17 protein-coding genes are annotated in these 19827 nt (G+C 75.3%); 11 read left to right on the top strand and 6 right to left on the bottom strand.

The annotated features are described in order from the left end of the window. Positions 1-109: 109 nt before the first annotated feature. Together ABEB07_RS13120 and ABEB07_RS13115 are read right to left on the bottom strand one after the other, a co-directional pair. On the bottom strand, positions 110-1357 hold the full coding sequence (locus ABEB07_RS13120) for a Dyp-type peroxidase (protein WP_345668553.1): 1248 nt from the start codon (positions 1355-1357) through the stop codon (positions 110-112). A gap of 125 nt (positions 1358-1482) precedes the next feature. Beyond that, positions 1483-2682: an EfeM/EfeO family lipoprotein gene (locus ABEB07_RS13115; protein WP_425588995.1), complete on the bottom strand. Its 1200-nt coding sequence runs from the start codon at positions 2680-2682 to the stop codon at positions 1483-1485. 204 nt (positions 2683-2886) lie between these two features. Between ABEB07_RS13115 and ABEB07_RS13110 the strand changes: the two genes are divergently transcribed. Continuing rightward, positions 2887-4059 (top strand): PP2C family protein-serine/threonine phosphatase, encoded by a 1173-nt coding sequence (locus ABEB07_RS13110; RefSeq protein WP_345668487.1) that lies wholly within the window; start codon positions 2887-2889, stop codon positions 4057-4059. A gap of 13 nt (positions 4060-4072) precedes the next feature. On the opposite strand, the gene ABEB07_RS13105 is transcribed toward ABEB07_RS13110, so the two are convergent. After that, positions 4073-5479, bottom strand: coding sequence for an SMP-30/gluconolactonase/LRE family protein (locus ABEB07_RS13105; protein ID WP_345668486.1), 1407 nt, complete (start codon positions 5477-5479; stop codon positions 4073-4075). A 374-nt stretch (positions 5480-5853) separates the two neighbouring features. Between ABEB07_RS13105 and ABEB07_RS13100 the strand changes: the two genes are divergently transcribed. The 7 genes from ABEB07_RS13100 to mgrA all read left to right on the top strand — a co-directional run bounded on the left by ABEB07_RS13100 (position 5854) and on the right by mgrA (position 12601). Continuing rightward, positions 5854-7509, top strand: coding sequence for a sensor histidine kinase (locus ABEB07_RS13100; RefSeq protein ID WP_345668485.1), 1656 nt, complete (start codon positions 5854-5856; stop codon positions 7507-7509). Further along, complete coding sequence (locus ABEB07_RS13095; RefSeq protein WP_164588416.1) at positions 7506-7913, top strand: roadblock/LC7 domain-containing protein; 408 nt, start codon at positions 7506-7508, stop codon at positions 7911-7913. Before ABEB07_RS13100 ends, ABEB07_RS13095 begins: the two co-directional genes overlap by 4 nt. Beyond that, positions 7910-8257, top strand: coding sequence for a DUF742 domain-containing protein (locus ABEB07_RS13090; RefSeq protein WP_164588417.1), 348 nt, complete (start codon positions 7910-7912; stop codon positions 8255-8257). Before ABEB07_RS13095 ends, ABEB07_RS13090 begins: the two co-directional genes overlap by 4 nt. Continuing rightward, positions 8238-8864, top strand: a complete 627-nt coding sequence (locus ABEB07_RS13085) for a GTP-binding protein (RefSeq protein ID WP_239146794.1) — start codon at positions 8238-8240, stop codon at positions 8862-8864. Before ABEB07_RS13090 ends, ABEB07_RS13085 begins: the two co-directional genes overlap by 20 nt. Further along, positions 8861-10069: a cytochrome P450 gene (locus ABEB07_RS13080; RefSeq protein ID WP_345668484.1), complete on the top strand. Its 1209-nt coding sequence runs from the start codon at positions 8861-8863 to the stop codon at positions 10067-10069. The genes ABEB07_RS13085 and ABEB07_RS13080 overlap by 4 nt, the downstream gene beginning before the upstream one ends. Positions 10070-10172: 103 nt before the next feature. Beyond that, complete coding sequence (locus ABEB07_RS13075) at positions 10173-11417, top strand: cytochrome P450 family protein (protein ID WP_176151588.1); 1245 nt, start codon at positions 10173-10175, stop codon at positions 11415-11417. Positions 11418-11557: 140 nt separating this feature from the next. Further along, entirely contained in the window at positions 11558-12601 is a 1044-nt protein-coding gene (gene mgrA, locus ABEB07_RS13070) for an L-glyceraldehyde 3-phosphate reductase (RefSeq protein WP_176151587.1), read from the top strand. Positions 12602-12851: 250 nt separating this feature from the next. On the opposite strand, the gene ABEB07_RS13065 is transcribed toward mgrA, so the two are convergent. After that, positions 12852-13394 carry a TetR-like C-terminal domain-containing protein gene (locus ABEB07_RS13065; RefSeq protein WP_176152241.1) on the bottom strand — a complete coding sequence of 181 codons (543 nt, stop codon included), beginning with the start codon at positions 13392-13394 and terminating at the stop codon, positions 12852-12854. 185 nt (positions 13395-13579) lie between these two features. Between ABEB07_RS13065 and ABEB07_RS13060 the strand changes: the two genes are divergently transcribed. Further along, positions 13580-14593: a zinc-binding dehydrogenase gene (locus ABEB07_RS13060; RefSeq protein WP_345668483.1), complete on the top strand. Its 1014-nt coding sequence runs from the start codon at positions 13580-13582 to the stop codon at positions 14591-14593. A gap of 75 nt (positions 14594-14668) precedes the next feature. Here the strand turns inward: ABEB07_RS13060 and ABEB07_RS13055 are convergent, their stop codons facing one another. Both ABEB07_RS13055 and ABEB07_RS13050 read right to left on the bottom strand, forming a co-directional pair. Beyond that, entirely contained in the window at positions 14669-14938 is a 270-nt protein-coding gene (locus tag ABEB07_RS13055; protein ID WP_345668482.1) for a hypothetical protein, read from the bottom strand. A 171-nt stretch (positions 14939-15109) separates the two neighbouring features. Continuing rightward, positions 15110-16402 (bottom strand): extracellular catalytic domain type 1 short-chain-length polyhydroxyalkanoate depolymerase, encoded by a 1293-nt coding sequence (locus ABEB07_RS13050; RefSeq protein WP_345668481.1) that lies wholly within the window; start codon positions 16400-16402, stop codon positions 15110-15112. A gap of 242 nt (positions 16403-16644) precedes the next feature. Between ABEB07_RS13050 and ABEB07_RS13045 the strand changes: the two genes are divergently transcribed. Further along, on the top strand, positions 16645-18018 hold the full coding sequence (locus ABEB07_RS13045) for an endo-1,4-beta-xylanase (RefSeq protein WP_345668480.1): 1374 nt from the start codon (positions 16645-16647) through the stop codon (positions 18016-18018). A 156-nt stretch (positions 18019-18174) separates the two neighbouring features. Then, the coding region (locus tag ABEB07_RS13040) for an FUSC family protein (protein WP_345668479.1) at positions 18175-19827 on the top strand (1653 nt) is incomplete at its 3' end.

The following is a 19827-nucleotide window of genomic DNA, read 5'->3' as shown; positions in this document are numbered from 1 at the left end:
TCATGATGACGCCGTCGCGCGCGCGGGGCACGAAGGCCGGGCCCGAACTCGACGGTGCGCCGGCCGTTCGGGTGAGCCGGCCCCGCGGCGCGGCGGACGCGGTGGACCGTCAGGTCAGCAGGGCCCGGCCGTACCAGTCCGTCTCGTCCCGTACGCCGGGCAGGGCGAAGAAATAGCCTCCGCCGAACGTCCTGATGTAGTCGGTCAGCGGCTCGCCCGCCAGGCGGCCCTGGATTTTTTCGAACTGGCGGGCGATGTCCTGCTGGTAGCAGCAGAAGAGGAGGCCCATGTCGAGGTTGCCGTTGGCGTCCACGCCCCGGTCGTAGTTGCAGGCCCGGCGCAGCACCCGCTGGTCGGCGGTGGCGGGGGTGCGCGGGTCGGCGCGGCGGATGTGGGCGTCCAGCGGGATGACGTCGCCCGTGGGATCGTCGGCGTAGTGCGGGCGGTCGGTCTCGGCGTCGCCGTCCAGCGGGGCGCCGGACTCGCGGGCCCTGCCGATCATGCGCTCCTGCTCGGCGAGCGAGACGCGGTCCCAGAACTCCACCAGCAGGCGGATCAGCCGCACCACCTGGTAGCTGCCGCCGACCGCCCACGCGGGCTCGCCGCTCCCCCGCCCCACCCACACCAGGCGGTCCATCTCGCGGGCGTCGGCGGCGTCCGGGTTGGCGGTGCCGTCCTTGAAGCCCAGCAGGTTGCGCGGGGCGCCGGACGGGCGGGGCGGACTGGTGAAGCCGTCCATCCGCCAGCGGACCTGGAGGCCGCCGCGGGTGTGCCGGGCGATGTCGCGCAGCGCGTGCAGGACCGTGTCCGGTTCGTCGGCGTGCAGCTGGAGGCCGAGGTCGCCGTGGCACCAGTCGGGCCGCAGGTCGTCGTCCGGGAAGACCGGCATGGCGCTCAGCCGGCGCGGGCGCAGGCCGCCCAGCCCGAACCGGCCGTCGAAGAGCGCCGCCCCGACGGCGACGGTCACCGCCAGCGCGCCGGGCGGCGGTGCGCCGCCGAGGACGCCGGAGTCGGCGGGCGGGCCGGTGATGCCGACCGGCTCCGGGGTTCCGCCGCAGGTGAGGAACCGGGCGCGGGCGGTGAGCGTGCGCAGCAGCTCGGTGAGTTCGGTCCGGTCGCCCGCGGTGACGTCGAAGGCGACGTACGCGGTGGAGCGGCGCGGGGCCGCGAGCAGGGACTGCTGGTGGGGGCCGTGGAAGGGCGGCACCACCGTGACCGCCGTACCGGCCCCGGCGGTGCGGTCGCCGATCCGGGCGCCGTCGCCCGCGACCGCACCGGCGGTCGCGCCGACGGCGGCGGCGCCGGTGAGACCGGCGCCGGCCGCGGCCGCGCCGCGCAGGAAGCACCGCCGCCCCACCGGCGCCCGGACGCCGGCCGTACCGGTTTCGGCGGTGACCGTCTCGGGCGTACCGTCTCCGGCTGCGCCCGTCCTGTCCGTGCCGGTTTCGGCGGGCGTCGTCGCGTCTGTGCGGGCGGGGTCGGTCACGCGGTTCTCCGGGGGGCGCAGAGGGTGGCCACGGAGGAGAGGCGTTCGACCAGGTCGCCGAAGACCGCGTCGGTGCGCTCGCGCCGGGCGCGGCTCAGGCGGGTCAGGGGCGTCCAGCGGGCGCCGTGGCGGAAGCCGTCGAGGAGGGCCGCGGCGCGCTCCAGCCGCCGGTCCAGCGCCGGCAGGCCGGGGTAGCGGGTGGTGAGCAGCGGGCGCAGGCGTGCCAGCACGGCCCGGGTGCCGTCGAGGTTGGCGCGGGCGGTGGCGAGGTTGCTGCCGCTGCCGTGGTCGGTGCGCCCGGTCAGCTCGGACTGCACGGTGTTCTCCAGGATCTCGTGGGCCCGCAGGCCGAGCTGGGCCGGATCCATCCGAGCCTGGTCCCAGCTCGTGCGCAGCGCGGCGACGTCGGCGGCCAGCGCGGCGGCCGGCGCGCGCAGGGAGGCGGCCGGGACTCCGTGCCACAGTCCGTGCTCGATCCGGTGGAACCCGGTGAACGACGGGTCGCCGACCCCGCCGGGCAGCCCGGCGGCGGTGCCGTTGATCCGGGCGTCCGCGTCGCCGAAGGCGTCGTAGGCCGCGCCGAGCCGCTCGTACGCCAGGTGCGCCGGCAGCCAGGCCGTACGGGCGGCGGCCAGGTCGCCCCGGTCGATCGCGTCGCGCAGCCGCCCGGTCAGCCGGACCACCGTGTCCAGGCCCGCCGCGACCCACTTCTGGTAGGCGATCGCCGGCGGGATCAGGTCGTGCTCGGTGACGGGCGCGGCGGCCGGACCCGCCCGGCCCCCCTCGAGGCGGACCGTGGGTCCGGTGACCGCGTCGGCGTCCTCGGGCACGCAGCGGAAGGCGTACGCGCCCTTGCCCAGGCGGACCGTCAGCGTGCGGGTGGTGCCGGGACCGATGCCCTCGGTCTCGCCGAGGACGGCCCCGCTGCCGCGTTCGGTCAGCCGGACCTCTGCGGCCGCGCCCGAGGTGTTGTGCAGGCGGAAGACCTGGAGGCCGGGCGCCGGGCGGTCCCAGCCGCGCCCGCAGCGGCCGGGCGACACCTCGACGGTGGTGTGCGGCAGCCCGCCCGGCGCGGCGGCGGTGGGCGGCGGGGCGTACGGGAGGAGCAGCAGGCCGGCCGCGCCGAGCACCGGCGCCAGTGCCACGGCGGCCCGTCCGCGCGGTGACCGCGCGCCTTCGCCGGGCGTCCGCCGCATGCCGCTCCTCGCCGGGGTCGGGCCGTTCGTGACGGCCTCATGCTAGGCACCGGGGGCGCGGTGCGGGGGTGTCCGGCGGGCGTGGTGTCCGGGAATCGACCCGGTTCCGCGATCGCCGCCCCGGCGGTCGTCGCGGCGCGCGCGCCACGCGAGGGGCCCTCGCCGTGATGCGCGGTGCGGTCGTCGCGGTGCACTGTGGAGAGCGTGGGTTCCTGGCAGGAACGCTTCGTGACGCGGGCGCGGCCATGGCAGTCGGGCCATGCGCTGCCGCTGGTGGCGATCGCGCTCGTCGTCCTCATCACCGTCGTCGACATCGTCTCCCCCTCCGACATCGTCCTGGGGCCGCTGCTGGTGATCGCGCCCGCGATCACCGCGTGGTCCGAGGGGCCCTGGACGACGGGCGGCGTCGGGATCGCGGCCGTGGCCGCGCAGGCGCTGATCGGCTGGCGCTCAGGGGTGCTGTCCTCGCGCAGTCTGCTGGTCCAGGTGATCGCCCTGGCGCTGCTGTCGGCGCTGGTGGTGGCGCTGGCCCTGGTCCGGGACCGGCGGCGGCGGGAGCTGGCGCAGGTGCGGTCGGTCGCCGAGGCGGCCCAGCGGGTGCTGCTGTGGCCGCTGCCGGAACGCATGGGCTCGCTGCAACTGGCCAGCCGCTACGTGGCCGCCGAGGACGAGGCGTCGATCGGGGGCGATCTGTACGCCGCGGCGCGCACCGAGCACGGGGCGCGGGTGCTGATCGGGGACGTGCGGGGCAAGGGGCTGCCGGCCATCGGCGAGGCGGCGCTGCTGCTGGGCGCGTTCCGCGAGGCGGCCCACCACCACACCGGCCTGCCGGCGCTCGCCGCCTCCCTGGAGCGCAGCGTCACCCGCTATCTGGCCGACTTCGAGCCGGAGGAGGAGTCGGGGGAACGGTTCGTGACCGCGCTGCTGCTGGAGATCCCGGACGACGCCCCCATCGTCCGCATGACCAGTTGCGGGCACGTGGCGCCGTTGCTGCTCGGGCCGGAGCGGCGGGTGAGCGTGCCGGAGCTGTCTCCGGCGCCGCCGCTCGGGGTGGGTCTGACGGACCCGGACGGCGGGGTGGTGGACGAGGTGCCCTTCGGCGCCGAGGACACCCTGGTGCTGTACACGGACGGGGTCGTCGAGGCCCGCGACTCCCGCGGCGTGTTCTATCCGTTCGCGCAGCGCACCGCGCGGTGGGCCGGCTGCCCGCCGGGCGCCCTGCTCGACCACGTGCGGCGTGATCTGGTCGCGCACACCGGCGGGCGCCTCGGCGACGACGTCGCCCTGATCGCGATCCGCCGGGCGCCGGCCGGGCGCGAGGCCCGTACCGGCGCCCGTACTCGGGCCGGGCGGCACGGCGGCGCCGCGCCGGGGTGAGTCCGGGCGCGGCTCAGGAGGAGCGGCGCACGGCGACCACTCCGGTGGCGGTGCCCTGCCAGAAGGTGCCGTCGGCGGTCGTCGTGCCGGTCATCTGGAGCGGGTTGTAGAGCAGTCCGATGCCCAGGTATCGGGTGCTGAGCGTGCGGCCGGTGGCGGAGTCGAGGACGGCGTAGTGGTAGGCGGCGAAGGTGTTGGTGCCCACCGCGCTGTCGGTCGGTCCGGTGACCGTGAGCGTGTAGATCCGGCCGTCGGCCACCGACAGGCGGGGCAGGGCGGCGCTCTTGGTGCTGTTGCTCCACACCTGGTGGCAGCCCTGGCCGTCGGCGTCGACGTCCACCCGGGTCAGGCCGCCGGTGAAGGAGGCGGAGGAGGGCCGGGAGGTGCCGGCGTCGTCCGGCAGCGCCGGGTAGGGGTAGCCGTAGGTGGAGGTGACGAAGACGCTGCGGCCGGTGGCGATCACGGCGTCCTCGGTGCCGTCCACGGCGGGCACCGTGCACACCTCGGAGCCGTCGCGCCGGCGCACGACGAGGTTCTCCCGGCCGTCGGCGTTGTCGGTGATCGCGACGTAGTCGGTGCCGTCGCCGGGTCCGAAGTAGACCGGGGTGGCGCCGGTGCCCCAGGACAGCTGGCCCGGCTTGCGGGCGGTGCCGCGGTCGTAGGCGCGCCGCCACTGGATCGTGGGGACGCCGTCCGCGTCGGCGTCGAGGGCGTACAGGGCGTGGCTGGTGGTGACGGCGGTCTGGCCGGGGACGGTGGACAGGGAGTTCGCGATGGTCTCGCCGGCCGGCAGGGCGAGGGTGTGGACGTCGCCGGCCGGGGTGACGACGCCGACCGTGCCGCCGGGGGTGGCGAACCAGACGTTGCCCCGCCAGTCCGGGGACAGACCCACCACGCCGCCCCGGGCGGCGGCGCCGAGCGCGACGGTGGCGTCGGCGCGCAGCTCCCAGCCGCCGTCGGCGGTGCGGTGGTGGCCGATGCGCAGCAGGTTGCCGTCGGGGTCGACGGTGACGAGCCGGTCGTCGTGGTCCAGGTAGGCGTAGACGCCGCCGAAGAGGCTGCCCTTGGGAAGGTCGTAGCTCGCCGTCCGGTCGCCGTCGGCGGGGTCGATGAGCTGGACGACGGGGTTGCGGCCGAAGATGCGGGTGCACAGGGCGACCACGAGTCCGTCGCGGCCCGCCGTGACGGTGGGGCACGCGGACTGGAGGGCGGTGCGCCGGTAGGTGACCTGCGCGGTGCCGGTGCCCGGGTACGGCGTGGTGTCGGAGTTGGCGGTGTCGCCGTGCATGGTGGCGGTGCCGGTGGCGGCGGTGTACGGGTTCGCCGGCGGCAGCGGCCCGAACTCGCCGGCGACGGCACGGGGCACGGCGACGGCGAGCGCCGTCAGCGCGAGGGCGGCGAGGGTGGTCCGGCTGCGCATGACGAAGCCTTCCGGGGGTCGGGGTCGGGAACACTGCGACGGTAGTGATCGACCGTTGCGGCGGTGTTGCGGCAACGTGGCGGGGTGCGAGGGCGGTGCGCGGGGCGCTCCGCCGGAGCGTCGGGCGAGCGCGTCCGGTCCGTCCGGCGGGGGGCGGCCGGAGGTTCGTACGGTTCCGGCGGGCGCCGTCTTGTGAGGAAGTGACGGGCTCGGGGCGGGTGATACGACCGAGACCTTTTCCATATGATCACCAAGGCTCGTATAGTGACCGTCAGTTGAGCACCACGTGTCACCTGTCACCAGCCAGGCCCTGTCCGAGGAACAGACCGAGGGCCGCCCTTCGACCGAACGGCGGCCGCCCGAGGATCCGATTGATGACCGCGCCCACGCCTCGCGGCGAGCGACCCACCGTCCGCACTCTCGTTCCCCTTCCCGCGCTCACCGCCGTCGTGTCCGTCGCCGCGGTCGCGGGCGCGGTCGCGGCGGCGCCCGCCTCGGTACGCGCCCCGCTCGCCTGGGGCGGCGCCCTGGCGGCCGTCGTCCTGGTGGCCGCCGTCTTCTGGGCCGTCCGCGCGGCGCAGTCGGCGCGGCTGGCCCGGCAGGCGCTGGACACGGCGGCCCAGGACGCCGGACGCCACCTCCAGGAACGCGACCGGCTGCTGCGCGAGGCGCAGCGCGAGCGGCAGCACCTGATCGACGAACTCGCCCGCCAGCGCGCGGAGTTCACCGCCGTCCTGGCCGACGAGCAGGCCCGTCTCGAAGGCGCCGGAGCCACCGAGCGCGACCGCCTCGCCGGGGAGAACGCCCGCCTCGCCCGGGAGCTGGAGCGGGCCACCCGGGCCCGGGACGCGGCGGTCTCCGCGACGGCGAACGCGGCCGGCCGGATGCAGGCGCTGACCACCGCCATGCTCGCCGACCTGCGCGCCATGGAGGAGCGGCACACGGACGAGGAGGTCCTCGCCGATCTGCTCCACCTGGACCACCGCACCGCGCAGGCCGGCCGGCTCGCCGACTCGGTGGCCGTGCTCACCGGCTCGCGCTCGGGCCGCCGTTGGGCGCGCCCCATCGCGATGGAGTCCATCCTGCGCGGCGCGATGGGCCGCATCAGCGCCTACCGCCGGGTGCGGGTGCACGCGACGAGCGAGACCGCCGTCGCCGGGCACGCCGCCGAGGGCGTGATGCACGCGCTGGCCGAACTCCTCGACAACGCCGCCAACTTCTCGCCGCCCACCTCCGAAGTGCACGTCTACGTCGAGGAGGTGCCGGCCGGCGTCATCGTGTCCGTGGAGGACAGCGGGCTCGTCATGGGCGAGGTCCAGCTGCGCCGGGCCGAGCAGGCCGTCTCCGGCGACATCTCCGAGCTGGGCGGCCTCACCGGCACCCGGCTCGGTCTGGCCGTCGTCGGCCGGCTGTCGGGCAAGTACGGTCTGAAGGTGTCCTTCCGGCCGTCCGCGCGGGGCGGCACGGGCGTCCTGATGCTGATCCCGCAGGAGGTCCTCACCGCGGCGGCCGCCGCCTCGGCGCAGCCCGCCGGACCGCCGCCGAAGGACGACGACCGCGCCGGACGCCGGACGGCTCCCGCCGAGCCCGCGCCGACCGCCGCCGCGCCCGAGGAGGCCGCGCGGCCCGCGCACCCGGGCACGCCCGACGGCTCGGACGGCGACACGGCCGAGCACCCCGTGGCCGGACTGCCCAAGCGGCGCCGGGGCCGCACCCTCGCCGCGGCCGAGCGGGCCCGGGGCACGGCCCGCACGCCCGAGACCCGGGAACCGGCCGGCGCCGAGGAGGTCAAGGTCCGCGCCGCCCGATTCGGCAGCTTCCGCCAGGCCGTACGGGCCGCCGGCGCCGACCACGCGGCGGCCCCGGACGAGCGGGGCGGCCCCGACCACGCGGCCCCGACCGAGCACGCGGTCCCCGCCGGCCGGGCCGCCCACCGGCCCGCGGCCGAGGGCGCGGGCGACACCCCGGCCGCCCCGGCCGACCCCCAGCCCCACCCGTACGCGCACCCGGAAGGCGACACCACCTCATGACCGGCCAGACCACCGCCGACGACAAGCTCACCTGGCTCCTGGAGAGCCTGCTGGAGCGCACCCCGGGCGCGCGGCACGCGCTCGTGCTGTCCCGTGACGGGCTGAAGCTGTGCCGCACCCCGGAGCTGACCGTCGACCAGGCCGACCAGCTCGCCGCGATCGCCGCCGGCATCCAGTCGCTCTCGCACGGCGCGTCCGCCGAGTTCGGCGACGGCAGCGGCGGGGTGCGCTCGGCGATGACCGAGTTCTACGGCGGCGTGCTGTTCATCGTGGAGGCCGGCCAGGGCGCGCATCTGGCCGTCGTCACCACCGAGGACGCGGACGCCGGGCTCGTCGGGCACAACATGAGCGAGCTGGTGGAACAGCTCGGCGAGTACCTGTCCGCCCAGCCCCGCACCTCATGAGCCGGCCCGGCAGGGACGACTCCCCGGACCGCCTCTACACGCTCACCGGCGGACGCACCGGCACCGGCCCCGACAACCCCTTCGACCTGGTCACCCTGGTCGTGGCGGAGTCGGAGCCGGCGCCGGGCATGCAGTCGGAGCACGCCGCGATCCTGCGGCTGGCCGTGCTGCCCACGGCCGTGGTGGAGCTCGCCGCCGAGCTGCGCCTGCCCGTGAGCATCGTCAAGGTGCTGCTGTGCGACCTGCTCGCGGCCGGCCGGGTCAGCGCCCGGCATCCGCAGAAGGCCGCCGTTTACGACCCCGACATCCTGGAGCAGGTGCTCGTTGGACTCCGCAACCTCTGACGCCCGCACCCCCTTGGGTGCCTCCGCCGACAACGGCCTGAAGATCGTGGTCGTGGGCGGCTTCGGCGTCGGCAAGACCACGCTGGTCCGCTCGGTCAGCGAGATCCGTCCCCTCAACACCGAGGAGACGATGACCCAGGCCGGCGAGAGCGTCGACGACGTCAGCGGCGTGCGCGGCAAGTCCGCGACGACCGTCGCCTTCGACTTCGGCCGCATCACGCTGGACGCGCACAACGTGCTGTACCTGTTCGGCGCGCCGGGGCAGGAGCGGTTCTGGTTCCTGTGGGACCGGCTGTTCTCCGGCACGCTCGGAGCGGTCGTCCTCGTGGACACCCGCCGCATCGGGGACTCCTGGTACGCCATCGACCGGCTGGAGCACCACGGCACGCCGTTCATCGTGGCCTGCAACGACTTCGGCGGCCCGGCGCACACCCACGCCGAGATCCGCGACGCCCTGGACCTGGACCCGAGGGTGCCGCTGGTGGACTGCGACGCCCGCTCGCGCGAGTCCAGCAAGCAGGTCCTGATCACGCTGGTGCGCCACCTCCAGGACCAGTACACCGGCCAGGCCGCCGAGACGGCCGTGCCCCGACAGGAGTTCGTGTGACCACCGACGCGGTCCCGCTCAGCGGCCCCCGGTTCCAGACCGAACCCGCCGTGCTGTACCGGGAGATGCGGCGCGAGCACGGCGCCGTCACCCCGGTGCTGCTGGACGGCGGCATACCGGCCTGGCTGGTGCTGGGCTACCGGGAGCTGCACCAGGTCACGGGCGATCCGGTGCTGTTCAGCCGGGACTCGGAGCTGTGGAACCAGTGGGAGAACATCCCCGACGACTGGCCGCTGCTGCCCATGATCGGCCGCAAGCAGCCGTCCATCCTCTACACGGTCGGCGAACGCCACCGCGAGCGCGCCGCGATGCTCTCGGGCGCCCTGGAGGCGGTCGAGCCGTCCGAACTGCGCCGCCATTCCGAGCGGTTCGCCGACGAGCTGATCGACGCGGTGTGCGGGGAGGGCGCGGCCGACCTGGTCGGCGACTACGCGATGCTGCTTCCGGTGCGGGTCCTGGCCCGGCTGTACGGGTTCCCCGACGAGGAGGGCCCGGCGCTGGTGACCGCCCTCAACGACATGATCGACGGCCGGGAGCGGGCGATCGCCGGCCAGCAGCACCTGGCTTCCTCCATGGCCCGGTTGCTCGCCGAGCGCGGTGCGCGGCCCGCCGACGACGTGGCCTCGCGGATGCTCGCCGACCCGGCCGGGTTCAGCGAGGAGGAGATCGCCCAGGACCTGATGGTGATGCTGGCGGCCGGGCACCAGCCGACCGCCGACTGGATCGGCAACTCGCTGCGTCTGATGCTGACCGACGAGCGGTTCGCGGCCTCCCTGTTCGGCGGCCGCAACAGCGTCGCGGAAGCCATGAACGAGGTGCTGTGGGAGGACACGCCCACGCAGAACGTCGCCGGACGGTGGGCGGCCCGCGACACCCGGCTCGGCGGCCGCCGCATCCGCGCGGGCGACCTGGTGCTGCTGGGCCTGCAGGGCGCCAACTCCGATCCGCAGGTGCGCGTCCACGGCTCGGCCCTCACCGGCGGCAACAACGCCCACTTCTCCTTCGGTCACGGCGAGCACCGCTGCCCCTTCCCCGCGCAGGAGGTCGCCGAGGTGATCGCGCGGACGGGCATCGAGGTGGTGCTCGACCGGCTGCCGGACATCGACCTGGCGGTGCCGGCCGAGTCCCTCGCCCGTCGCCCCTCGCCCTGGCTGCGGGGCCTGACCGGACTGCCCGTCCGCTTCACCCCCGTGCCCGCGCTCTAGAGACTCCGCGCGCCCCCGCGGTCCGGCCCCCGCGGGCGCCGGGCCGCGGGGGCGCGCCGGCTCGGCCCCGTATCCCGACCCCTGCCCTGGGAGGCACGTCACGATGACGACCGGCATCGAAGAAACGACCGGCACCGAGAGCACCCGTATCGCCCTCGATCCCTTCGTCACCGATCTGGACGGCGAGAGCGCCCGGCTGCGCGCGGCCGGGCCGCTGGCTGCCGTGGAGCTGCCCGGCGGCGTCCCGGTGTGGGCGGTCACCCACCACGCCGAGGCGCGCGCCCTGCTCACCGACCCGCGGCTGGTGAAGGACATCAACGTGTGGGGGGCCTGGCGGCGCGGCGAGATCCCCGCCGACTGGCCGCTGATCGGACTCGCCAACCCGGGCCGCTCGATGCTCACCGTGGACGGCGCCGAGCACCGCCGGCTGCGCACGCTGGTGGCGCAGGCGCTCACCCCGCGCCGGGTGGAGCGGATGCGCGAGCGGATCGAGCGGCTCACCCAGGACCTGCTGGACGGCCTGCCGGCCGACGGCGGCGTGGTCGACCTGAAGGCGGCCTTCGCCTACCCGCTGCCCATGTACGTCGTCGCCGACCTGATGGGCATCGAGACCGGTCTGCTGCCCCGGCTGAAGGTGCTGTTCGAGAAGTTCTTCTCCACCCAGACGCCGCCCGAGGAGGTCCTCGCCACGCTGATGGAGCTGGCGCGGATCATGGGCGAGACGGTGGCCGCCAAGCGGCAGGCTCCCGGCGACGACCTGACCAGCGCGCTGATCCTGGCCTCGCAGGACGGCGACCACCTCACCGACGAGGAGATCGTCTCCACGCTCCAGCTGATGGTGGCCGCCGGCCACGAGACGACGATCTCACTGATCGTCAACGCCGTGGTCAACCTGTCCCGGCACCCCGAGCAGCGGGACCTGGTGCTCTCCGGCGCCGCCGACTGGTCGGCGGTGATCGAGGAGACGCTGCGCTTCTCCACGCCGACCTCGCACGTGCTGATCCGGTTCGCCACCGAGGACGTCCCGGTCGGCGACAAGGTGATCCCGGCGGGCGACGCGCTGATCGTCTCCTACAGCGCGATCGGGCGCGACGAGAGCGCGCACGGCCCGACCGCGGGCGACTTCGACATCACGCGCGAGTCGAAGAACCGGCACATCTCCTTCGGGCACGGCCCGCACGTCTGCCCCGGCGCGGCCCTGTCCCGTCTGGAGGCCGGGGTGGCGCTGCCCGCGCTGTACGCCCGCTTCCCGGGGCTGGACCTGGCGGTGCCGGCCGAGGAGCTGCGCAACAAGCCGGTGGTGACGCAGAACGACCTGTTCGAACTGCCGGTCCGCCTGGGGTCGTAGGGCCCGGACCCGATTCAGAAGCGGCGCCGCTGAGTCCGATGGAGGGCGGCGGTTGGACTTCGGGATCACTCCGGAGCAAGGTGGGGGCGTTCCGCCGGACCTGGCGGGACGCCCCCACCGCACCACCCGGAGAACACCCGATGACCTACGTCGCGGACCCCGCGCGCTACGACGGCGCCATGCGCTACCGGCGCACCGGCCGCTCGGGACTCGACCTGCCCGTCCTGTCCCTGGGCTACTGGCACAACTTCGGCGACGACCGCCCCTTCGAGACCCAGCGCGAGATCGCGCTGCGCGCCTTCGACCTCGGCATCACCCATCACGACCTGGCCAACAACTACGGCCCGCCCTACGGCTCGGCGGAGACCAACTTCGGCCGGCTGATGCGCCAGGACCTCGCGCCGTACCGGGACGAGCTGGTGGTCTCCACCAAGGCCGGCTGGGACATGTGGCCGGGCCCCTACGGGCAGGGCGGCGGCTCGCGCAAGTACCTGCTCGCCTCGCTCGATCAGTCGCTGAAGCGGATGGGCCTGGAGTACGTCGACATCTTCTACTCCCACCGGCTGGACGCGAGCACGCCGCTGGAGGAGACGATGGGCGCGCTGGACACGGCCGTCCGCCAGGGCAAGGCCCTGTACGTCGGCATCTCCTCCTACGACGCCGAGCGCACCCGGCAGGCCGCCGCGATCCTGCGCGACCTGGGCACCCCGCTGCTGATCCACCAGCCCTCGTACAGCATGGTCAACCGCTGGATCGAGACCGAGGGCCTGCTGGACGCGGCGCGGGACGAGGGGTTCGGCGTCATCGGGTTCACCGCCCTGGCCCAGGGCCTGCTGACCGGCCGCTACCTCGACGGCGTGCCCGAGGACTCGCGGGCCGCGCGGGGCACCTCGTTCGACGCCTCGTGGCTGACGCCGGACATGCGGGAGCGGCTGCGCGCCCTCAACGGCGTCGCGGAGCGCCGCGGGCAGAGCCTCGCCCAGCTGGCGCTGGCCTGGGCGCTGCGCGACGAGCGCGTCACCTCGCTGGTGATCGGCGCCTCGCGGGTGTCGCAGCTGGAGCAGAACGTGGCCGCGCTGGAGAACCTGGAGTTCACGGCCGAGGAACTGGCCGAGATCGACGCGTACGCCACCGACGGCGGCGTGGACCTGTGGCGCGAGGCGCGCACCGGGAACCTCGGCTGACCTCCGCGGGCCGGGCACGCCTCGGCCCCCGCCCGATGCCGGGTGGGGGCCGAGGTGTCGCGAGCGTTGGGCAGGCCTTGCACCTGCATCTCCCCGCGGGAAGCGGGGTGTCTTTCCTTGGACCACCAACGCGCGTTCGCCGTCCGGGAGTTGAGGTCCGGTGCGGCTGCCGTGCCTCCACCGTAGCCCGCGCGCGGCGCGCGCGCCCGGCGAGGCGCGCGCTGTCACCCGAACGCCTCGGCGGCGCGGCTCAGGGCTCCCGGCGGGGCCGGGCGCCGTTCAGCGCCAGGTCGACCAGCCGCTCCACGTAGGCCGGGCCGACGGGGGCGCCGCTGAGCAGGACGCGGGTGAACAGCGGTCCGCTGACCGCCTCCACCAGCAGTCCGGGGTCGGCGCCGGCGGCCAGTTCGCCGCGCTCGACACCGCGCTGGACCATGGCGGCGGCGCGGTCCAGGCGCTCGCTCCAGTAGGGGCCGCGGCGGTCGTCGAGCGTGTCGTCGCGCTCGACGCTCAGCCGCAGCAGGGCCTGGCCCTGGGCGGTGTCCAGCAGGTGCGCCAGCGCGGTGAAGAAGCGCACCAGGTCGTCGCGGACGCCGCCGGTGTCGGGGATCGGCAGGGCGGTGTCGAGGCCGCTGGTCAGCGCGTCCAGGATCAGGTTCTCGCGGCTTCCCCAGCGCCGGTAGACCGACGTCTCGTGCACGCCGGCCGCGCGGGCGACGGCCGCGACGGTCGCACCGGCCAGCCCCTGGGTGGTCAGCAGGTCCACCGCGGCGGCGAGCACCGCCTGCCGCATCCGCTCGCCCCGACGGCGCAGGGGCGGCACGGGAGTCCGCGCCGGGTCGGGGTCCGGGGTGGTGTCCGTCATGCTCAGATGCTAATGCAAGTCTGCTTGCGTTGTTCGGTGCGCCGCCGTACGGTGCAAAGCAAGGTGACCTGCGACAGGGCCGAGGTCGCCGCCCCATCGAGGAGGTCGCCCCCATGGACCGGATGCTCGCCGCCCGGCTGCACGTCCCGAGCCGCACCCTGCGCCTGGAGGAGGTGCCGAAGCCGCAGCCGGGGCCCGGGGAGGTGCTGGTCAAGGTGGCGGCCGCCGGCGTGTGCCTGTCCGACGTGCACCTGATCGACGGCACCCTGACGCCGCTGCTGCTGGAGGGCGACACGGTCACCCTCGGCCACGAGGTGTCGGGCACCGTCGCCGAGGTCGGCGCGGGCGTCACCGCCTGGACCGAGGGGCAGCGGGTGGTGCTGTACGCGGGTGAGACGCGCGGCGGCGTGACCTACACCCGCGGCGTGGACTACGACGGCGGCTGGGCCGAGTACGCGCTGTCCTCGGCCGCCGCCCTGACGGCGCTGCCGGACGCCATCCCGTTCGAGCAGGGCGCGATCATCCCGGACGCCGTGTCGACGCCGTGGGGCGCCGTCACCGGCACCGGCGCGGTGCGGCCCGCCGAGGCGGTCGGCGTGTGGGGCGCGGGCGGACTGGGCGTGCACGCCGTGCAGTTGCTGCGCACGGTGGGCGCCTGCCCGATCGTGGCCGTCGACCCCAACCCGGTGGCCCGTGAACGCGCCCTGGCCGCCGGCGCCGACCTCGCGCTGGACTCGGCCGACCCCGGGCTGCGGGCCCGGATCGGCGCGGTCACCGCGGGGGCCGGGCTCGCGGCGGCGTTCGACTTCGCCGGGGTGCCGGCCGTACGGTCGCAGGCCCTGTCGGTGCTGGCGCCCAAGGGGCGCCTCGTCCTGGTCGGACTGACCGACCAGCCGCTCAGCGTCGCGGACGGCACCCGCTTCAGCTACCTCCAGCAGCAGATCCTCGGCCACTACGGCTCCGACATGCCGGTGGCGCTGCCGCAGTTGCTGCGGCTGATCGAGGGCGGCCGGGTGGACTTCTCCGCCTCCATCAGCGGCGTGCTGCCGCTGGCCGAGGCGGCGCGGGCGGTGGAGCGCCTGGAGAAGAAGGAGGGCGACCCCGTCCGCCTGATCCTGCGCCCCTGACCACCCGCCGGGCCCGGTCCGTCGGCCCTGGTCACCCGCCGCGCGCGGCGCCAGCGCCTGCCGTGCCCGTGGGCGCTATCGCCTGCCGTACCCGTGGCCCACGGTCCGGCCGCCGGGGCGGGTGACGGGCCGGCCGGTCGCGGGCACCAGGACGGGGGCGGCGGGGTCGTGGACGGCGAGGTCGTGGACCGTGTCCAGGGTCGGGGCGGGGCGGGTGTCGGTTCCTCCCGACGTGCCCGCCTCGGCCGCCTGGGCGGGCAGGACCGGACCCAGCAGGAGACCGCCCCCCAGGGCCAGGACCGCCACTACCTGCCGGCCGCCGACGCGGCCGATCTGCCCGGACAAACGCCCACCTCCCTGATGCCGGCGCACCGTGCGCCGGCATCAGGGAGGCTGGCAGATCCAAGGACCGCCGCGTCGGCGAGTCGGGTACGGCTCCCACGGACGAGCGAGGTCCGGACGGACGGATGACGAACACCCGTTCCAACCCGGCACCGCTCCCGTGCCGACGCCCGCTCAGCCGACCTGGCAGAGCGCGCCGTTGAGGCTGAAGGACGCGGGCGCTCCGGTGTTCCCGGTGTGGGTGGCCTGGTAGCCGAGGGTGGTGGAGGCCCCGGGGGCCAGGGTCGCGTTGTAGGCCGCGTCGCGGGCGGTGACCGTGCCGCCGGACGACGCGAAGACGGCGTTCCAGCCGGAGGTGAGGGTCTGTCCGGCCGGCAGGGTGAAGGTCAGCGCCCAGCCGTCGACCGGTGCGGCGCCGGTGTTGGTGAGGGTCACGGAGGCCGTCAGGCCGGTGTTCCAGGTGCTGGCCGTGTACGTCACCCGGCAGGCGGCCGCGGGCGTGGTGGGCGGGTCGGTCGGCGGCGTGGTGGCGGAGTCCAGTCCGAAGAAGGCGATGGCGCGGGCGGCCATGCCCGCGGCGGGCAGGGTGTGTCCGGCGCCCTGGACGCTGACGGCCTCGACGGGCGCCCGGTCACCGGTGCCGCCGTAGCGGGTGCGGGTCCAGGCGGACTGCGGGTGGTCGGTGGCGGCCGGCGTCCCGCTCACCCCGAGCACGTCGGTCCACTGCTTGATCTCCTCGCCGAGATTCGGGTAGCGCAGCGTGGTGTCCTCGGTGCCGTGCCACAGCTGCATCCGGGGCCGGGGCCCGCTGTAGCCGGGGTAGGCGGCGCGCACCAGGTCGCCCCACTGCTGGGGGGACTTGGTCAGGACGCCGTCGGCGCAGGCGCTGTTCCAGCTCGATCCGTCGGTCGTGGCGAAGCAGCCGAAGGGCACGCCCATGAAGGCGGCGCCGGCCTTGAAGACGTCGGGGTAGTCGCCGAGCAGGACGTTGGTCATCATCGCGCCGGAGGAGGCGCCGGTGACGTAGACGCGGTCCGGGTCGGCGCCATAGCGCTGCTCCGCGTAGGTCACCATCGACATGATGCCGACCGGGTCGCTGCCGCCGCCGCGCCGCAGCGCCTGGGGCGAGGACACGTCGAAGCAGCCGCCCTCGCGGGTGGCCGAGGGGTAGACGACGAGGAAGCCGTACCGGTCGGCGAGGGCGGCGAACTCGGTGCCGGAGTAGAAGGCGGGGCCGGAGCCCGTGCAGTAGTGCACCGCCACGACGACCGCCGGGTGGGCCGGGGCGCCGTCGGGGCGGTAGACGTACATGCGCAGGTTGCTGGGGTTGGCGCCGAACCCGGTCACCTCGGTGAGGGCGGCCGCCCGGGCGGCGGGCGCGGCGAGCGTCAGGGCGGCGAGCAGCGGTACGACGCCGGCGAGCAGAGCGGTCAGCAGGGGCCGGAGGACCGGCCTTCTTCGGATCATGACACCGTCCTGAGTTCGAAAGTTTCGGACTGGTTTCGGGAAGGTGCCGGGCCACGCTAGGGGGGTCGCGGAGGCGCGTCAATCGTTCCGCCCCCTCCCGGCGGGCTTGCCCTGTCACGGGGCCGGGCTTTCGGCCAACCGCCGGGAGAGTGTGCGCGAACCGTTGACCGGCCTCGCCTCCCTTCGTAATCTGCGCGTCACATTCGACCTCGTGACCGAAACTTTCGAGACAAGGAGATGTCATGCCCACGCTTAAACGAGCCCGACCGGCAGCCCGGGCGCTGACGTCCGTGCTGCTCGCCGCGGCCACCGTCACGGCCCTGTCGCACAGCGCCTCGGCCGCCGACTCGCTGGCCTCGGCGGCGGCCGGGAAGGGCCGCTACTTCGGTACGGCGGTGGCGGCGAACCACCTGGGCGAAGCGGCGTACGCGAACACGCTCGACCAGGAGTTCGGGGCGGTGACGCCGGAGAACGAGATGAAGTGGGACGCCACCGAGTCCACCCGCGGCGCGTTCACCTTCACCGCCGCCGACCAGATCGTCAGCCACGCGCAGAGCAAGGGGATGAAGGTCCGCGGGCACACACTGGTGTGGCACTCGCAGCTGCCCTCCTGGGTCTCCGGACTGGCCGCGAGCGACCTGCGCACGGCGATGAACAACCACATCACCCAGCTCATGCAGCACTACAAGGGCAAGATCTACGCCTGGGACGTGGTCAACGAGGCGTTCCAGGACGGCTCCAGCGGCGCCCGGCGCAGCTCGCCCTTCCAGGACAAGCTGGGCAACGGCTTCATCGAGGAGGCCTTCCGCACCGCCCGGTCCGTCGATCCGGACGCCAAGCTCTGCTACAACGACTACAACACCGACGGCGTCAACGCGAAGAGCAACGCGGTCTACGCCATGGTCAAGGACTTCAAGTCCCGCGGCGTGCCGATCGACTGCGTGGGCTTCCAGTCCCACTTCAACAGCGCCTCCCCGGTCCCCTCCGACTACCAGGCCAACCTCCAGCGCTTCGCCGACCTCGGCGTCGACGTGCAGATCACCGAGCTGGACATCGAGGGCTCCGGCGCCGCGCAGGCCACCAGCTACGGCAACGTCGTCAAGGCCTGCCTCGCCGTCACCCGCTGCACCGGCATGACCGTGTGGGGCGTCACCGACAAGTACTCCTGGCGCTCCAGCGGCACTCCGCTGCTGTTCGACTCCAACTACGCGAAGAAGCCCGCCTACGACGCCGTCCTCGCCGCGCTCGGCGGCACCGGCGGCGGGGGCGGCGGCGGGGGCGACAACGGCGGGGGCGGCGGGGGCACCGGCGCCACGTGCACCGTCACCTTCGCCAGGACCGCCGACTGGAGTGACGGCTACAACGGCGAGGTCACCGTGAAGGCGGGCTCCTCCCCCATCACCGGCTGGAGCGTGCCGGTCACCTTCGCCTCCCCGCAGAAGGTGACCGCGCTGTGGAACGGCAGCCCTAGCTGGGACGCCGGCGGCACCGTCGCGACGGTGCGGCCGACCTACAACGGCAGCCTGGCAGCCGGCGCCTCGACCAGTTTCGGCTTCACCGTCGCCAAGAACGGCAGCTCCGCCCTGCCGGCCGTCGGCGCCTGCACGGCCTCCTGACGGCGAGGGGGCGAGGACCGGAGCCGGGCGGCGCGACACATGTCCCTGGGGCATGGGAATGAGGTGCGGCAGGCATTGGACGCATGCGTCGCGGGAGCCGACCATGGGAAGACGTCCTTCTCTTCCCTTCGCAGCCTCCGAGGAGTCGATCCGTCCATGCAGGCATCGCGCGGCGTCCGGCTCACCCCGGTGCCCCTCGCGGCGGCGGCCAGGGGCGCCGTCGCGCTGGCCGTGCCGCTCCTCGTCGGCGTCCTGACCGGCGCCCTGACCCCCGCCGTGCTCGCGGGGATCGGCGCGCTGTGGGCGGTGGGCCAGGACGGCTCCGATCCGTACCGGCTGCGGCTGCGGCGGCTCGGCTGTGTTGGTCTGGCCGCCGCCCTCGGGCTGCTCGCCGGCGCTCTCGCGCTGCGCGGCGGGCAGCCGCTGGCGGTGCCGGGCTGCCTGGTGGCCGCCGCCCTGCTGGCCGGCGCGGTCAGCCTGCGCGGCCCGCTGTCCTCCGTGGCCGGCCTGCATCTGCTGCTCGGTGTCACCGTCGGCGCCGGGATCCCCGTACCGGGGCCCTGGTGGCAGCCGCCGCTCGCGCTGCTGAGCGGGGTGGCGCTGGTGATCGCGCTGTCCGCGACGCCGTGGCTGTGGCGGCGGCACGCCATCGAGCGCGACGCCGTCCTCGGTGTGTACCGGGCCGCCGCCGAGGCCCTGTCGGCGGCGGGCTCGGCCGAGGCCGCGGCGGCCCGCCGCCGGCTGACCGCCGCGCTCGACCACGCCCACCAGGCGATGGGCCGCCACCTGCCCCGGCGCGTCCGGTCCGGCACGGAGCTAGGCGCGCTGCGCGACGCCTTCGACACGGCCGTACGGCTGGGCGAGGTGACCTCCGCGCTGGTGTGGGAGGGCCGCGCGCTGCCCGGGCACGTACGGGACGTACCCCTGGTGATGGCGGCGCGTCTGCTGCCGCGGGCGGCGGCGCCCGCCGCGCCCCCCGCGCCCGCCGCCGGGGCGGCACCCGTCGGGACGACGCACGGGACCGCCGTCCGCCCGGCGTCCCGGTCCGCCGACCGCCCGGCCGCCGGTACCGGTGTCCGGCCGGTGCCCGCGGACGGAGGCGCCCCCGCGCCGGCCGCCGCCGCGGCGGACTCCCCCGCCCTGCGCGCCCTCGCCGCGCTGGCCGAGCGGTCCGGGCCGGCCGCTCCCGACGAGACGGCGGCGCGGCTGCCCGCGCTCCCCTGGCACGGGCGGGCGGCGCAGCTGCGCTACGCCGTGCTGCTGGCGGGCTGTGTGCTGGTCGCGCAGCTCGCCGCCCAGCTGCTGCACGGCCCGCGCGGCTACTGGCTGCCCATGACGGTGGCCTTCGTCTACAAGCCCGACTTCGCTCCCGTGCTGCGCCGGGCCCTGCACCGCTGCGCGGGCACCGTGGCGGGCGTGGCCGCCATCGGCGCGGTCACCCTGCTCACCACCGACGTCTACGTCCTGATCGGCGCGGTCGCCGCCTTCGGCGCGGTGATGGCCGTGGGCGTGCGCCACCACTACGCGCTGGCCACGACGGGCCTCACGGCGGTCGTGTTCGTCCTGGTGGACCTGCTCGGCGACCACCGGGCGCTGTACTCGGCGCGGCTGCTCGACACCGCGCTGGCCGCCGCGATCGTGCTCGTGGCGCACTTCGCGCTGTGGCCCGACTCGGCCGCCGGGCGGGCCGCCGCGCAGACCGAGGCCGCGCTCGCCGCCGCCCGCCGCTACCGGGACCTGTCCCGCGACGCCGCCCCGGCCCAGCGGCACGCGCTGCGCCGGGCCGCCTACCACCGGCTCGCCCGGGCC

This window comes from Streptomyces similanensis (assembly GCF_039543625.1).
In the GTDB taxonomy this organism is placed as follows: Bacteria; Actinomycetota; Actinomycetes; order Streptomycetales; family Streptomycetaceae; genus Streptomyces; species Streptomyces similanensis.
This window is presented reverse-complemented; position numbering and strand designations above follow the sequence as displayed.

Coding starts and splice junctions, on each gene's coding strand:
- ABEB07_RS13065 (WP_176152241.1), bottom strand. CDS start 13,394: ATGCGGCAGGCGGTGCTCGCCGCCGCGGTGGACCTGCTGACCACCCAG.
- ABEB07_RS13045 (WP_345668480.1), top strand. CDS start 16,645: ATGCCCACGCTTAAACGAGCCCGACCGGCAGCCCGGGCGCTGACGTCC.
- ABEB07_RS13100 (WP_345668485.1), top strand. CDS start 5,854: ATGACCGCGCCCACGCCTCGCGGCGAGCGACCCACCGTCCGCACTCTC.
- ABEB07_RS13090 (WP_164588417.1), top strand. CDS start 7,910: ATGAGCCGGCCCGGCAGGGACGACTCCCCGGACCGCCTCTACACGCTC.
- ABEB07_RS13060 (WP_345668483.1), top strand. CDS start 13,580: ATGGACCGGATGCTCGCCGCCCGGCTGCACGTCCCGAGCCGCACCCTG.
- ABEB07_RS13095 (WP_164588416.1), top strand. CDS start 7,506: ATGACCGGCCAGACCACCGCCGACGACAAGCTCACCTGGCTCCTGGAG.
- ABEB07_RS13105 (WP_345668486.1), bottom strand. CDS start 5,479: ATGCGCAGCCGGACCACCCTCGCCGCCCTCGCGCTGACGGCGCTCGCC.
- ABEB07_RS13115 (WP_425588995.1), bottom strand. CDS start 2,682: ATGCGGCGGACGCCCGGCGAAGGCGCGCGGTCACCGCGCGGACGGGCC.
- mgrA (WP_176151587.1), top strand. CDS start 11,558: ATGACCTACGTCGCGGACCCCGCGCGCTACGACGGCGCCATGCGCTAC.
- ABEB07_RS13050 (WP_345668481.1), bottom strand. CDS start 16,402: ATGATCCGAAGAAGGCCGGTCCTCCGGCCCCTGCTGACCGCTCTGCTC.
- ABEB07_RS13075 (WP_176151588.1), top strand. CDS start 10,173: ATGACGACCGGCATCGAAGAAACGACCGGCACCGAGAGCACCCGTATC.